This is a genomic window from Thermogemmatispora aurantia (assembly GCF_008974285.1).
Classification (GTDB): Bacteria; Chloroflexota; Ktedonobacteria; order Ktedonobacterales; family Ktedonobacteraceae; genus Thermogemmatispora; species Thermogemmatispora aurantia.
Genome location: NZ_BKZV01000002.1, coordinates 149,385 through 163,892 on the forward strand (window position 1 = coordinate 149,385; position 14,508 = coordinate 163,892).

12 protein-coding genes are annotated in these 14,508 nt (G+C 62.6%); 2 read left to right on the forward strand and 10 right to left on the reverse strand.

Going from position 1 to position 14,508, the window contains the following annotated elements:
* Positions 1-69: 69 nt before the first annotated feature.
* From KTAU_RS07450 to ptsP, 8 genes are all read right to left on the reverse strand, one after another.
* Complete coding sequence (locus KTAU_RS07450) at positions 70-1,791, reverse strand: CocE/NonD family hydrolase (protein WP_151727793.1); 1,722 nt, start codon at positions 1,789-1,791, stop codon at positions 70-72.
* 139 nt (positions 1,792-1,930) lie between these two features.
* Positions 1,931-2,638, reverse strand: a complete 708-nt coding sequence (locus KTAU_RS07455; protein WP_151727794.1) for a DUF169 domain-containing protein — start codon at positions 2,636-2,638, stop codon at positions 1,931-1,933.
* A 112-nt stretch (positions 2,639-2,750) separates the two neighbouring features.
* Positions 2,751-3,614 (reverse strand): RNase H family protein, encoded by an 864-nt coding sequence (locus tag KTAU_RS07460; protein WP_151727795.1) that lies wholly within the window; start codon positions 3,612-3,614, stop codon positions 2,751-2,753.
* Between the two features lie 312 nt (positions 3,615-3,926).
* The gene (locus KTAU_RS07465; protein WP_151727796.1) at positions 3,927-4,517 is read right to left on the reverse strand and encodes a hypothetical protein; all 591 of its coding nucleotides are present in this window, start codon (positions 4,515-4,517) and stop codon (positions 3,927-3,929) included.
* A gap of 128 nt (positions 4,518-4,645) precedes the next feature.
* A complete protein-coding gene (locus KTAU_RS07470; protein ID WP_151727797.1) occupies positions 4,646-6,508 on the reverse strand; it encodes a transketolase in 1,863 nt (620 codons plus the stop codon).
* A 303-nt stretch (positions 6,509-6,811) separates the two neighbouring features.
* Positions 6,812-7,870, reverse strand: a complete 1,059-nt coding sequence (locus tag KTAU_RS07475) for an alcohol dehydrogenase catalytic domain-containing protein (protein WP_170293136.1) — start codon at positions 7,868-7,870, stop codon at positions 6,812-6,814.
* Between the two features lie 23 nt (positions 7,871-7,893).
* Positions 7,894-8,274: a cupin domain-containing protein gene (locus KTAU_RS07480; protein WP_112433469.1), complete on the reverse strand. Its 381-nt coding sequence runs from the start codon at positions 8,272-8,274 to the stop codon at positions 7,894-7,896.
* A gap of 268 nt (positions 8,275-8,542) precedes the next feature.
* Positions 8,543-10,402, reverse strand: coding sequence for a phosphoenolpyruvate--protein phosphotransferase (gene ptsP / locus KTAU_RS07485; RefSeq protein WP_151727799.1), 1,860 nt, complete (start codon positions 10,400-10,402; stop codon positions 8,543-8,545).
* Between the two features lie 321 nt (positions 10,403-10,723).
* On the opposite strand from ptsP, the gene KTAU_RS07490 reads away from it, so the two are divergent.
* Together KTAU_RS07490 and KTAU_RS07495 are read left to right on the forward strand one after the other, a co-directional pair.
* Entirely contained in the window at positions 10,724-11,803 is a 1,080-nt protein-coding gene (locus tag KTAU_RS07490) for a diacylglycerol/lipid kinase family protein (protein WP_170293137.1), read from the forward strand.
* 253 nt (positions 11,804-12,056) lie between these two features.
* Positions 12,057-13,013 carry a cobalamin-binding protein gene (locus tag KTAU_RS07495; RefSeq protein WP_151727801.1) on the forward strand — a complete coding sequence of 319 codons (957 nt, stop codon included), beginning with the start codon at positions 12,057-12,059 and terminating at the stop codon, positions 13,011-13,013.
* Between the two features lie 267 nt (positions 13,014-13,280).
* Here KTAU_RS07495 and KTAU_RS07500 read toward each other — a convergent pair whose 3' ends face one another.
* Both KTAU_RS07500 and KTAU_RS07505 read right to left on the reverse strand, forming a co-directional pair.
* On the reverse strand, positions 13,281-13,541 hold the full coding sequence (locus KTAU_RS07500; protein ID WP_112433461.1) for a hypothetical protein: 261 nt from the start codon (positions 13,539-13,541) through the stop codon (positions 13,281-13,283).
* A 290-nt stretch (positions 13,542-13,831) separates the two neighbouring features.
* The gene (locus KTAU_RS07505) at positions 13,832-14,035 is read right to left on the reverse strand and encodes a hypothetical protein (RefSeq protein ID WP_151727802.1); all 204 of its coding nucleotides are present in this window, start codon (positions 14,033-14,035) and stop codon (positions 13,832-13,834) included.
* Positions 14,036-14,508: the final 473 nt, after the last annotated feature.

Sequence of the window (14,508 nt, forward strand, 5' to 3'; positions counted from 1 at the left end):
TCGCTTCAGCTCCCTTCGCTTCTTTGCCCTCTATCATCTTGCACGAGCCAGGCTTTGTCAAGGTGCCGCTCACTTGCTCGTCTGCCGCAACGGCTCGGACGGGAACGAAGGTGAGGACGAAGCAGCCGGGGGAATGACCGGCAGGACCAGGGCCGAAGGATGAGCATGATCGTGGTAGATGCGCTGCTCGGCCACCGCCATCTCGCTGGTCAGGCCCAGCGCCGCCCCAGTATTCAGATTGCGGTCGTACTTGGGGAAGGCGCTAGAGCTGAGCTGCAGGCCGATACGATGACCAGCCTTGAAGAGCTGAGCCGTATTCCAGCAATCGATCTCGTATCGATAGATGCGGCCCGGCTCGATCAGCCTCGGGCGATCCATCCCTTCGCGAAAGCGGGCGCGAACCATGCCATCACAGAGGCGCTGACGAAAGCCGTTTGGCCAGACGTCGAGGAGCATGGCCACGAAGTCGGTATCGGGCGCTGACGAGGAGGCGTACAGCTCAAGGCGCACGGGACCGGTCACCTCCAGGTCTTCTTTGAGCGGCTCGCTGACGTAGACGAGAACGTCATCGCGGCGCTGGATGGCGGCATAATCGTCGGGGCCGCCGATCTGCGTAGAGGTCGGCTCAGTGATGAAGGGCATGGGCCGAGCAGGATCGTAGCGGTAGCTGTCATACGGCTCATCAGCCGCGGGAGGCTCTGGAGAGAGGTGCCCGTCGCCAAAACGGCTGTTAGCAGCTCCACCGCTGTGCAGGTAGAAGCGCGTCCAACGCGTACGGGCTAGGGGCCACTCCTGCTCATCGCGCCAGTAGTTGGCTCCCATGATGAAAAGGCGCACCGGTGCCGGTGGCGGCTCCTGACGTCGTCCCTTGAGGAAGCGATCGAACCAGCGTCGTTCCTCGGCCTCGAGATCAATCAAGGCCTGGGGACCAAAGTCGACCTCTCCTAGCTTGCGGCTCGTATTCACCTGGTGCCCCCAGGGACCCATGAGCAGGCGCTGATTGGCTCGGGCTTCGGGCGTGGCGGCGCGCGTGGTCATGCCTATGTAATTAAGAGGGGTACCAATTTGCTCGTCATCGTACCAGCCGGAGATATGCAGGACTGGCACGGCCAGCTCTTCAAAGCGGCGCTGGTAGCAGAGAGGTAGCCAGTAGTCATCAAGCGCGGCGTGAGCGATCTGCTCGCGCCAGTGGGGATTGAAGCGTCCAGCGCGCTCATCCATCGTGAGCAGGGGCAGATGCCAGTAGACCTGCTCCCAGTCGACCAGATCCATTGGCTGAGTGACGCGTCCGCTGACGTAGTGTTCCCAGCAGAGATGCATGGGACTGGGGAGGCCCGTCGGTATTTCAACGAAAGGATCGGAGGGCGCGACCAGCACGACCATCGCCTTGAGATGGGGTGGCTGCTCCAGAGCCGCGAGCCACTGAATGCGGCCCGCGTAAGAGGCGCCCAGGGTGCCTACATTGCCATCGCACCAGTCCTGGGCAGCACACCACTCGATGGCATCGTAGCCGTCAGGCCCCTCATGGCGATAGGGAACGAACTCACCGTCAGAGTCGCCACGTCCTCGCACATCCATCGCCACGAACGCATAGCCATAGCGCACAAAGGCCAAAGCTCGCTGAGCTATCTGGGCCTGGGCTTTCAAGTAGGGTGTGCGCAGGAGGATGGCCGGCCACGGTCCCTTTCCCTGCATTGGCAGATAGACATCGGCGGAGAGCGTGATACCATCGCGCAACGGGACGCGACGATTGAAGAGCACGCGCGCCTGATTCGACACCGAGAGAGGCATCGCTGCGTGTCCTTTCTGGCCTGCTGTACTGTGGTCTGATATAGCTGCTGGCGCTCCGCTGCGGCAGACTCGCCCCCGGAGCGCCAGTGAGAGAAGAGAAGAGAAGAACAGAAACCGTGCTATTGTTAGTCCCCAGCGATCAGGCGGGGAAGCTCGCCTTCTGTTGGGCATGGAAGGGCGCTAGAGATTCATTGGCGGTCACGCTTCCTTCCAGGCGCGCGACCAACTCAGCGAAGTGGCTCCCGGCGAGAGCTAGCACCATCTGCGACGGCTCCATGCCCACATAGGTACGCGCGCCCACGCAGCCGAAGCTGAGCGAGGGCTGGCCCGTACGCAGCGTACGGGGAATGATACCACAGGTCGGACGCCCAAAGGCGAGTTGGCCCCCTTCCAGCCAGTTGACCGCTCCCTGTGCCTCGGCGACTAGCATCGCCTGCTGGGCATTCAAGAGCGCCAGCACGATATCCGGCTCCAGCGGGAAGCGATCGAGACGTCCATAGACAATGGCCGTGTGCTTCTTCTCCACGACCGGCAGGCCGCGCAGCTCTTCGGGCGAGAAGTAGCCGACGTTCGCCATTGTCTGCACGAGAGAGCGCCCCCGCTCGCCCAGAGCCTGGGGGGAGAGAAAGCCCATAGTGATCATGCCGATGGGACACTGCTGATGATCACTGGCAGTCGCATAAAAGACGCCCTGCTCGGCCAGGCGCCAGAAAGTACAAGCCGAAGGAACACCTGTCGTCGTCCGCTCAACTCCCAGCGGGATCTCATCGACAAAGGCCAGTCCCACCGGGGGCCGGACCAGCCCCAACAAGGACGAAAAACGCTCTACCACATTGCGATCAATCACACAAAACCGTCCTTCCTAGCAACAGGCAAGCAAGGCCAGAAACAGAAACGCCTGAGCTGCTCTGCTCATGCTCAGTGACCGGCGAACAGCTAGCCCCACCCAGGTCTTTCCCTCAAAGCGTTCGACGGGCACGGGCCGAGAGACCTTTGAGCCAATTGCGCTGGCCCGCCGTCGGCGCAAAGTCCGGATAGCGCAGGCGCTGAGCCATGTTGTAGAGAAACTGACGCTCGTTGTCTTTGAGCACGATGCGTCCGCTCTCCAAAAGCGTCAGCAGCTCCTGCACCTGATCGCGCATGAGGGCCAGCTCCGAGGCCGAGGATCGCGCCTCGTCGTCCGCTGCTCGCCGTCCGCTCCTGCTCTGAGCGGCTTCGCTCCTGGCACCGGCCCCTGAACGGGCCTCCGGCTGCTGCGAGCGCAGCCACTGCTCATAGGCGGCACGATCATCCTGCCAGGCACCCAGGCCAGCCAGCTCATCGGCACGCTCATTAAGAGCCTGCCCGGCATGGCCGCGTACCCAGCCAAAGGACAAAGGCGCCGTACGATGATTGACCAGCCAATGGAACAATTGCCAGAGGTCGGGATTCATTCGCGCCTTGTAGTCACCGGTCGCCACCTTGATAGTGTACTGACTGTCGCTCCAGATTTTGAGCGGGCGATCCGGCGGGGCCAGGCTCAGGGCCGCCAGCAAGGCCGCAATCTCAGCCCGATTGTTGGTCGTTGTGGCCGCGGGCGGAATATGCCCGTGGGCCTCGATGCGTTCAGCAGGGATCTCGCTCAGCGGCACATCAAGCCGCTCGACCGGCACCAGGATAGCACTCCAACCGGCGGGACCACCCGGGTTCTTGATGCAGGCTCCATCGGTATAAGCGACGACCGCCGGTTTTCGCCTGAGAGTCGAGCGGACTGCCTCAGCCGAAAAGCCAGCTAGTGCCTCTTTGACCGAACGCCACTCCAGCGATTCTGTCTCCTGACTCACTCACTGCACCATTCAACCTGATAATCAATCAAGGCCGCGCCCACTCCACTCGTCTCACTCTCAGGTCAGTCGCTCACCATCCAGGCCGGGCTGAAATCCAACCCTACGAGCTTAGAGAGAGGAAGGGATAACGGCTGCCACTAGACGATGGCTCACAATATGGCCCCATGATACGGCCCCGGATGGTCCGTCGTCAAGCAGACAGTCGCCGTAGAGAGCAAGCGGGCAGATCGGCTGGCACGCATCACGACCGGACCAGGCAGGACAGTCAGGCGGTCTGCGATTCGGCGATTCTTTCTCTCTGCGCTGCGCTCAGCGATGAAGGGCCGCCAGGGCTTCCAGGAGGCCCAGTAGCAGCGCGGCGCCCAGCAAGGGCCAGGAGGGCGGTATGCTGGCCCGACGCTGTCTCAGTCCTGGCGCCAGTTCCCGCGGCGGATGAAACCAGCGGCGCGTCACTGGCCGCTGCAAGCCCCAGGCAATTAAGGGCGACAGTCCTCCCAGTGTTAACAGGGTCACCAGGGGCCAGTAGTTTCCTACGCGTGCGTCGAGCCAGAGCGTATAGATACTGGCCAGGCCCGCCAGGGCGAGCAGCGTATTGAGCGCCACCTGCACGGAGCGCGCCCAGGGAAGGCCACGGCGTATCCCCTCTCCGCACAGCACCAGCAGCAAGGCAAAAGGGAGAGCGGCGAGCAGGGAGAGCAGCGCATTGAGGGCAGGCGAGAGCCAGGGCAAGCGCAGCGAAGGAGGAAGCCCTAGCCAGCGCCCCAATAGCGGCATCGCCAGCAGTTGTACCAGCAGGCTCCAGTCGAAGAGCAGCGCCAGCGTTACCACGCGCGGAGGTCGCAGCCGCTCCTCTGGTCGACGGGAAATGGATTGCTGTGGGCCAGGAGATATCTCCTGCACCAGGTTTCCTCCTTCGCCCCAGATCTATGCACTACTCGTTGATCTTATGCTATGCTCCAGCCCGGCGCAGTCCAGGCATGCTCGTCTTGCTCCAGGCAAGATGAGCATGCCGAAGCGGGCGGAGAGAGCTAGCGGTGAATCAGCGCCTTGACTGCCTGGGCAATATGGTGGGCATCGATGCCGGCCTCCTCCAGCTGCTCCATAGGCTTGGCGGAGCCGGGCATCTCCTGGACAGCCAGCTTGACCACACGCGGCAGCGGTCCAGCGCGCTGCGTAAAGGCCTCCAGCACGGCCTCGCCCAGACCACCTTCCGGCCAGTGATCCTCGACTGTCACAATGCACTGCTTCGTCTCATCGGCAGCCTGGAAAAGCGTCTCCTCATCGATCGGCTTGATCGAATAGGCATCGATTACTCGCACCAGGATGCCCTCGGATTTCAGGTACTCATAGGCTTTGAGGGCCTCGTGAACCGTGATGCCAGCCGCCACGATCGTCGCCTGGTCGTTCTCCGAGCGGCGCAGCACCTTGCTACCGCCGATGGGGAACTCGTCATCGGGGCTGTAGATCACGGGCGTCTTCTCGCGTGTTGTGCGCAGATAGACGATCCCGCCATGCTCCGCCATCTGAGCCACCAGCTTCGCTGTTTGATTGGCATCGCAGGGATAGAGTACCGTGCTGCCGAAGACGGCCCGCATCATGGCCAGGTCCTCCAGGCCCATCTGAGATGGTCCATCCTCGCCGATCGAGACCCCAGCATGTGAGCCACACAGGCGGATATTGGCACGCGAGATAGCTCCCATGCGGATAAAGTCGTAGGCGCGTGTCAGAAAGGCGGCGAAGGTCGACGCGAAGGGGATGCGCTGGCGAACACTCATGGCGATGGCCGCCGCGACCATCTGCTGCTCCGCAATGTACTGCTCAAAGTAGCGCTCGGGGTAAGCCTTGGCGAATTCCTCAGCGTAGGTCGAGTTGCTGACTTCACCATCGAGGGCTACCACCTCGGGGTAGGCAGCGCCCAAAGCCTTGAGAGCATCGCCATAGGCCTTGCGCGTGGGTACTTCCTGGCCACTGGCGTAGCGCGGCAACTCTAGAGGCTTGCGCTCCGCGGCAGCCGGCTGCAGATTCTCAGGCTTCTGCACGGTAAAGATCTGGCTGCGCACGTGGGGCAGCTCGGCCAGAGCCTTCTCTTCCTGTTCCTTGCTGAGGGCCTTGCCATGCCAGCCTTCAGCGTTCTCCAGGAACGAAACCCCTTTGCCCTTCATAGTGCGGGCAATGATCAGCGTCGGCGCCCCTTCCGCCTTCATAGCCTGGGCATAGGCGCGATCGATCTCCTCGTAGTTATGCCCATCAATGACCAGAGCGCGCCAGCCGAAGGCTTCAGCTCGCTCAGCATAGGCCGCTGTATTCCAGCCCAGCATCGTTTCCCCGCGCTGGCCCAGGCGATTGCAGTCGAGGATACCAATCAGATTATCCAGCTTATAGTGAGCGGCGTGCTCGATGGCCTCCCAGATAGAGCCTTCGGCCATCTCGCTATCTCCCAGCAGCACCCAGACGCGATACGGCAGCTTATCCAGATACTTGCCGGCCAGCGCAATTCCTACACCGATCGGGAGACCCTGACCCAGGGAGCCAGTCGCCACTTCCACCCAGGGCAGCACTGGCGTCGGATGCCCCTCCAGCCGGCTACCACGCTTGCGCAGAGTCAGCAACTCCTCATCGGTAATGGCGCCCGCCGCCTTGTACATAGCGTAGAGCAACGGCGCCGCATGGCCCTTGGAGAAAATCAGGTGGTCGTTGTTCGGATGGTGTGGATTATCAAAGTCATAGCGCAGATAGCTGACCAGCAGGACTGCCATCAAATCGGCGGCAGAGAGCGAGGAGGTCGGATGCCCCGAACCCGCCGCGGTCGTACAGCGAATACTATCTACGCGCAACTGCTGAGCAAGGTTGGTCCATTGCTCAACCTGAGTCTGTGCCTGAGTTGTCGTCATCAGCCAATCCTCTTGCCTTCCTTATGGGTGTTTATCGTCCTCTTCTCGCTACTCGACAGATACGGTTCTATTGTAGGACAACTGCCCCCCTCGGGCAAGCTGATGTTCCTTCGTTCGCTCACACTGCCATGCCGCAGGAGACGCCCGGCTTTCGATCTCCCTGAGCTAAGCACTCGCCTGGGGCTGCGCCCTCTCCTGTGAAGAATTATAGTGCTTCCTTGCACCAGATCGCTCCACTGAGATGGGAGTTGGCCTGCTCGCTCAAGCCAGGCCCGCGCCCTCCTTCCCTGCCTGGTTTTCTGATCAGGCCGTTGTTCTGGTTCGATCAGCATCAGGAGCGATGGCCATGATCACGACCTTGAGCGCCTCGCCTGGTTGGGCCACGAGACGGAAGGCCTGCGCCGCCTCATGCAGGGGGAAACGATGAGTGATCACGCTTTCGGCACGGATTCGACCAGTGGCCAGTAAATCAAGAGCCTGCCGCGTCTCATAAGGCCCAGCAGAGTAACTGGTACGCAGCGTGATCTCGCGGAAGAACAGTTCATTGGGCGTCACCGGTAGCTGCTCCTCCGGTGGAGGCGGAGCAAAGAGCAGCACCGTTCCGCCCGGTCCCACTAGCTCCAATCCCTGACGCATGGCCTGCACCTTCGACGGCGTCACGATGACCACATCGGGCTTGCGTCCGTCGTTGGCAGCAAGCACGCGCGGCAGCAGCGGCTCCCCTTCTGGATCAAAGGCCAGATCAGCCCCTGCCTCTAAGGCCCGCTCGCGCCGATAGGCAATTGGGTCGACAACCATTACACGGACAGCCCCCCGCAATCGCGCTAGCTGGGCAAGCATGATGCCGTTGCTGCCTGCCCCTAGAATAAGGACCCGATCACCGGCACGTATCATGGCACGCTCAATGCCGCGAATACAGCAGGCCAGCGGCTCAATCAAAGTAGCCGCCTCGAACGAGAGCGAGGCGGGCAACGGCAGAACGTCACGCTCAACGTTGGCAGCGGGGACCCGAATGTATTCGGCTAGGCCGCCGGGATCGAGACGCGTCGCGCGGAAGGTCGGGCACTGCGAGAAGGCACCGCGCTGACAATAGTGGCAGACCATGCATGGCACGTGATGATGCACAAAGACACGATCACCAACCTTGAACTGCTCCACACCCTCCCCTACCTCCTCGACTACGCCCACCGGCTCGTGACCAGGATAGAGCGGGGCCCGCGGGCGCATATACCACTCCATGACATCGCTGGCGCAGATGCCACAGGCCACAAGCCGCACCAACAGCTCGCCGGGGCCGATAGCCGGCTGCGGCAGCTCCACGACCCGCACGTCCTGATTGCTGTGATATTCAACGGCACGCATCACGCTCGTTCGCCCCCGCCCGCTCATCTTTTGGCCGGGACGACACACAGGAAGCCGAAGGCTTCGTCGCCCAGAGCAAAGAATTGATGAACCTCGTTGCCCGGAATGTAGATGGCATCGCCCGCGCGCACCTCGTGCTCTTCATCACCCAGGCGCAGGCGTGCCCGCCCATGCAGCACATAGACGCCATGATCATGGGCATGCTGGTCCAGCGAGGTATGCCCGCCCGGCTGCACAGCAAAATAGCGCAGATGGAAGTTCTGCGCTCCTTCATCGTTTCCGATCAGAATCTGGCGCGTCGCATCTTTGGCCCGGCTATTCTCTGGCCCATAGGCGCGTACCGGCACGCCTTCCCAGCGTAGCTCTCCATGCTCCTGAGACTGGAGACGATGGATCACACCCATGCAAATCTACTCCTCTTGCACAGCTTAACAGCTCATCACATGACTAGTAGCTCGCGGCTCTCATAGCACGATTCGACCCCTACTAAGGGGAGCAAGCCATCAGTCAGTCTGGCCGTCTGACGGCCAGACTGAGGAAGAGAACAGGCGGACTGCCTCGCCTGGCCCGGGCCTGCTTCATCGTCGGCGCCAGCGTGGCGGGCACGAGACTCCGCTTATCTGTCTGCCAGCCTATCGGCTCGCCTTGCTCTGGTGCTGCCGCCTGCCCGGCTTACGCTATAGATTCTAGCATATGCTGCAGCTCGGCGGCGGTCTCAGCCTGCAGGAGGCGCTGAGCCTGCTCCTGCCAGTAAGCCAGGGGTTGACGCGCGAGCCGCTCCTTGACAGCCAGCAGCGCCGGCGGGTTCATGCTCAGCTCACGCACACCCAGGCCGACCAGGAGCGGGCCGATCAGGGGATCGCCCGCCAGCTCGCCACAGACGGCGACCAGGCGCCCATGTTGCTGGCCGGCCCGCGCCACCTGGGCAATGGCCCGCCAGACCGCTGGCTCCAGGCGCCCAAAGAGCGAGGCTACGCGCCCATTGGTGCGATCGACTGCCATGACGTATTGATAGAGATCATTGGTGCCGATACTAAAGAAATCGACTGCGCGCGCCAGCACATCAGCCATCAGCGCGGCAGCGGGCGTCTCGACCATGATGCCGACCGCCGGCCTCGGCGTGAGCTGTAGCCCCTGCCCCTCCAGCTCGGCGAGTACCTCCTCAGTGAGAGCACGCAGGCGTCGCACCTCTTCCAGAGTGGCAATCATAGGAAACATAATCTGCAGGGTAATGCCCGTAGCCTGAGCGGCGCGCAGCAAGGCCCGCAGCTGCTGGCGCAGTAGCTCCTCATGACAGAGATGGATGCGCGCCCCCCGCAGACCAAGGGCCGGATTGGCTTCCTGCAGCGATCCAATGAGGGCCTCCAGCGCTGGAAAGGGCTTGTCAGCCCCTGCGTCGAGTGTGCGGGCAATGATAGTCTTGCCTGCCGGCTGCCCGGCGGCGAAGGCGTGGAAGAGACGTCGATAGGCCGTCTCCTGCTCCTCTTCGTCGGGAAACTGCTCCCGACCACCAAAGAGAAATTCAGTGCGCAGCAAGCCAATCCCCTCGGCCCCCAAGGCGGCAGCCTGCTTTGCTCCCTCCTCATCACCTACGTTGGCAAAGATGGCAACTGGGACGCCATCAGCGGTCGCGCCCGGACGCCCGCGCCAACGCTCACGTTGCTGCAGCCGCTCTGCTCGTTCCTGCTGTTGCTGCTGCATCCTTTGCTGCAGTTCACGTTCCTGCTCAGGGGTCAAGTTGAGATAGAGCAGGCCACGCCCGCCATCCAGGGCAATATGCTGGCCAGGTGTCAGCTGGGCGAAGAGATCGGGAGAGAGGCCGCTGACGGCGGGAATTTCCAGAGAGCGGGCGATAATGGCGGCGTGGGTTGTCGGGCCGCCGAACACCGTACAAATACCGGCCACAAGCCTGGGATCGAGCGTAGCGGTATCAGACGGCGTCAGATCATCGGCAACCAGGATCACTGGCTCGTGCACGCTCTCGGCCTGGGGCAGCAGGGAAGTGGTAGAGGTGCCCGAGAGCAGGCGCAGCACTCGCCCAGTGGCGTCGCGCACATCGCTGGCGCGCGCCGCCAGCAGTTCATCATCGAGGGCAGCCAGGAGCTGGGCATTCTCTTCGGCGACCTCGCGTAGGGCCTGCTCCGCTGGCAGGCCTTGCTGACTGATGCGTTCAATGGCAGCATCCAGGATTTCAGGGTCCTGCAGAATCAGTTGATGGGCCTCAAAAATAGCGGCCTCTTCCTTGCCCACCGTGCGCGCAACCTGGGCGGTCAAAGCCTGCAATTCGGCCACAGCCTGCTCGACTGCCAGGCGCAGGCGCTGCTGCTCCTCGGCTACCTGGTCCGGCGTCAGCCTGCGGCCTTTGTCTGCAGCCGTCGGCTGAGGTTGGGACTGCTGTTGCAGGGCCGGAGAGCGGTAGAGCCAGACCGGCCCAAGAGCAAGGCCGGGCGAGAGCGGAACGAGGCGAAGCGGAAGCGGGGCCGAAGATGGGGAAGGAGTGGGCGCGTGGAATGTCTGTTCATGCTCAGACACAGTGACTCAACCTCCTGAGAATCGCAGCCGCGGATGATGCTAACCCTACGGCGGGTAGGCGATGGGCGCGCCTGGCGCTGCGCGTGGGCATCGGTGCCAAACTGAAATGATGTTCCTATTATCCGGCAAAAATGTGGGGGCTGCAAGAGCAACGGCTGCCTCGCCTTCCCAATGGGGGAGAGCCAGCCCCATGCAGGCCGGTGTCGCTGGCTCCAGAGTGCCCGACAGATTTTCTCTCTGTTTACAGAACAGGCAGCAACGATATATACTCCTCAGCGAAGCCACCAGGAGGCGACTTCACACGAGAGTCGGGAGGAACCAATGCCGGGCAAACGCCGCGCCATCGTTATCCACAGTCCCCATTCGGGACGGGCACCGCAGCTTGAAGAAGCCCTGAAGCTCTTGCAAGAGGCGGACATCGAGCTAGTGAGGGTTGAGCCAATTACGAATTTAAATGAGTTACCATCGCAGGGGAGCACCTGGCTTGCTCAGGGCATCGATCTGGCCATTGCAGCAGGAGGTGACGGCCTGGTTGGAGGGATGATCAGGCATGTTATCAAAGAAGGGCCGCCGCTGGCCATCCTACCACTGGGTACCGCCAACGACACGGCCCGTTCGCTGGCCATTCCCCAGGACCTGCCTGGTGCCGTTGAGGTAATCGTGGGCGGCCTGGAGGCGGCGATCGACGTCGGCATGGTCCTTCCGGCAGCGGCCTCCTCCTCAGCCTCTGGCACCGGCGACGAGGAGGCCGAGAGCGACTACTTTTGTCATACTCTCACTATTGGGCTGAATGTTGAATTCGCGCGCCTTGCAACCAGCAGCGAGATGCGCGAGCGCTTCGGCGCCATGACCTACCCGCTGGCGGCGCTGGAGGCTCTGCGTGCGCACGAACCGCTAGAGGTGATTCTCGGCTTTGAGGAGCCTTCTGGCTCTCTTGCTGCTCAACAGCAGTGCCAGGGTCAAGCTCAAGCGGCGGCGGAGCTACGCTATCAGGTGCTGCAGGTCGCGGTGATCAATGCCCCCATCTTTGGCGGCCCGCTTCAGTTGAGCATTCCAGGCGCCAGCGTTACCGATCACTTACTCGATATCGTCGTGGTCCAGGGACTGGACTGGAAGGAAATTGCGGCGGCCATCAGCCAGCTTTTCGCTGGCGGCGAGAGCGAGCAGAGCGAGGCAGACGAAGGAGCGACTGGCCACCCTGCTGAGCTGACAGCCTTGCCGGGCCTGCATCATTGGCGGGCCTCCGGTGTCACTATCAGCACGCCGGCGGGACCCTGTGAGGTGACACTGGATGGCGAGGTCAAAGGAAAAACCCCCATTACTGTACGCATTGCCCCCGAGCGGCTGCGGGTCCTGGTACCCACAACCTGGCAGGCTCCGACTGCTGAGACCGGCACATGAGCGGGGCGGACAGGCCGGGCAGAGCAGGCACAGCGGCGAGGAAGAGCCGGTGAACTGCCCGGCGATGCCGTGAAAAGAGGCCAGTACCAGACCAGACAACGGAGGCTCTGTCGCAGTTGGCTAGATGGTGGCCGTGACCTGTTGTTGGTTGTGCCCGGCGACGCCGGCTGCTCCCATCCACAAGGAAGGCAACCGTCCAGGCGCAGGCAGGAGCAGAGAGGAGGCCGCCGGCAGAAGAAGGGAGTGAGCAACGATGCGTATCGTTTCCTTGCTTGCCAGCGCCACGGAAATGGTGGCCGCCCTTGGTTGCACCGAGCAACTGGTGGGGCGCTCCCACGAGTGTGACTATCCGCCCGAAGTCCAGCACTTGCCAGCCCTGAGCCGTCCGGTGATTGACATCAATACCAACAGCGCCGGTATCGATGCCCAGGTCCGCCAGCTTGCCGGCACGCGTCGGACCGGAGACGAGGCGGCCCTCCAGGCGCTCAGCATTTATCAGATCGACGTCGCCCTCCTCCAGGAGCTGCAACCAGACGTCATCTTGACACAAACTCAGTGCGAGGTCTGCGCCGTCAGCGAGCGCGATGTCAGCGAGGCCGTGCGGCAGCTTACCGGACTGCAGCCACGCATTGTCTCTCTGGCCCCTTATCGCCTCAGCGATGTCTGGGAGGATCTGCGGCGTGTCGGGGCCGCCCTCGGACGCCTGGCAGAGGCTGAGGCTCTGATCGCCAGCTATCAGCAACGCCTGGAGGAGCTGCGCCAGCGCTGCGCCCGCCTGAGCGCCGAGCGCGGCCAGGCTCCCCGCGTGGCTGTCCTGGAATGGCTCGACCCTCTGATGGGAGCTGGCAACTGGACGCCTGAGCTGATCACTTATGCTGGCGGCGAGCCAGTGTTGAGCGCCAGCGGGCAACATGCGCCCTGGATCAGCTGGGACGAGCTGCGCCAGGCCAATCCAGAGGTGCTGATCCTCTCACCGTGTGGCTTCGATGTGGAGCGCACGCGGCAAGACGCCGCTCTGCTTGAACAGCATTCCGCCTGGTCGGAGCTGCGGGCCGTGCGCGAGGGACGCGTGTATCTCATCGATGGGAACCATTACTTGAACCGCTCCGGGCCTCGCCTGGTCGAGTCGGCGGAACTGATTGCCCGAGCGCTATGGGGGGAGCACGCGGGAATACCACTGCCGGCAGAGGGCTGGCAACCTTTGCGTTAAGCGTCGCCCGTCAGCCACCAGTGGAGTGGAGCAAAGACACACAATTCAGGGCCGTCCCCCAGGGCTTGCCAGCCGTCCCAACAGAGCCTTCTTGATCGGGAAGCGGCTAACGTCCTCACCCGAGTGGCATTGGATCAGCCCGCGCAGGGCAAGAAAGAAGACGGCAAGCACCAGAGGCGGCCCTTTGCTGTGTGCTCTTACCTCCTGTCGCTGGCGAGCGTACCAGCGGCAGGCGCAAGAGCCAGAGCGCCAGTTGACCGGCACACGCTACGACTGCTCGCCCCGCCTGGGCGCAGAGGCCCAGAAGATAACGACGACAAAGAGGGCGAACAGCAGCACCAGGAACCCCATCAGACCGTCAACGATGGGGGCCAGGCTGAACTGGAAGAGGCCGGCGGCGGCAAAGAGCAGGACGACACAAATTCCCACAATGGGGAAGAGGAAAAGCCAATTGTAGCGCCGCGCTGGATCGGCGGCCCGCCGGCGCCGGCTCGGTAGCGGTGTATAATCAGACTCCAGTGGCTCCATGAAACGCCTTTCTACGGCTGCGAACGCAGGCCGTGCCACCAGGGACCGGCATCTTGTCCAGCCCGCGCCGTCGACTTGCGCCCGCAGCGGATGATTTCATCACTCAGCTCAGTTCCTGGTGAACCAGCGGCGCCAAATGGGCAGCCTCGTGCTGAGGCCTCGTCTCGTTCGGTTCACCGGCCCTTATTATAGTGTCTCCTGGGCAGGAAAGCAACTCTGCTGACAGTCACCTGGCAGCTAGCGCAAAGGCTCAACTCTGCATGGCGCCTGCGACCCACCCCCAGCCTGGGCTAAGAGGTACGGCAACGACCGGACTCGGGGGTGCAGCGAAGCGAATGCCTGACCGAAATAAAAGGCAGCGGGCGCAACCGGTTCAGATAGCGACGCAGCTCCAAGGCATTGACATGATAGGTGGAACCTTTGACCGTGGCAGGGATTCGGCCTTCAGCAATGGCAGTACAGAGGTCGGCAATGGTCAGGACACGCTCTGGCATGAGGCACCTCCATAAAGACGTGTCGCCGGGGACCCCTGGATGAATCCAGGGGGAAAACGGCTCTCTGCTTGCGCCGTTGACATTTCAGTCTCCCCGTGGGAGCATACTCTTCGTGAGACCAAAGGCACTGACATGCGGTCAGCAACGGCTTCGTCTCACCTGGCAGGGGGGCGGGTCAACCCAGCCACAGTGCTTTCCTGTCCTGCGGGGCAGTGGGCTGCCGTCAACCAGCCCTGAAGCCCGGGCCGATGCGGCTGCGGGCAAGCCCCTGGCTTGAGCCGGGGGTTGTTGACGAAGACTGTGCACTCGCAGCCGGCCAGTCCCACCCGCCCACTCCGTGCGCTGCGCATCCACCCGACAGGCCTCTTTCCCCCTCCTTCTTCGCGCGCGTCAGCGAGCCGGGCACAACCTGCTCTCATCTAGCCACACGCACCATTACCGGCGTCGGTTTCAGTGCATTCACTCCATCCATT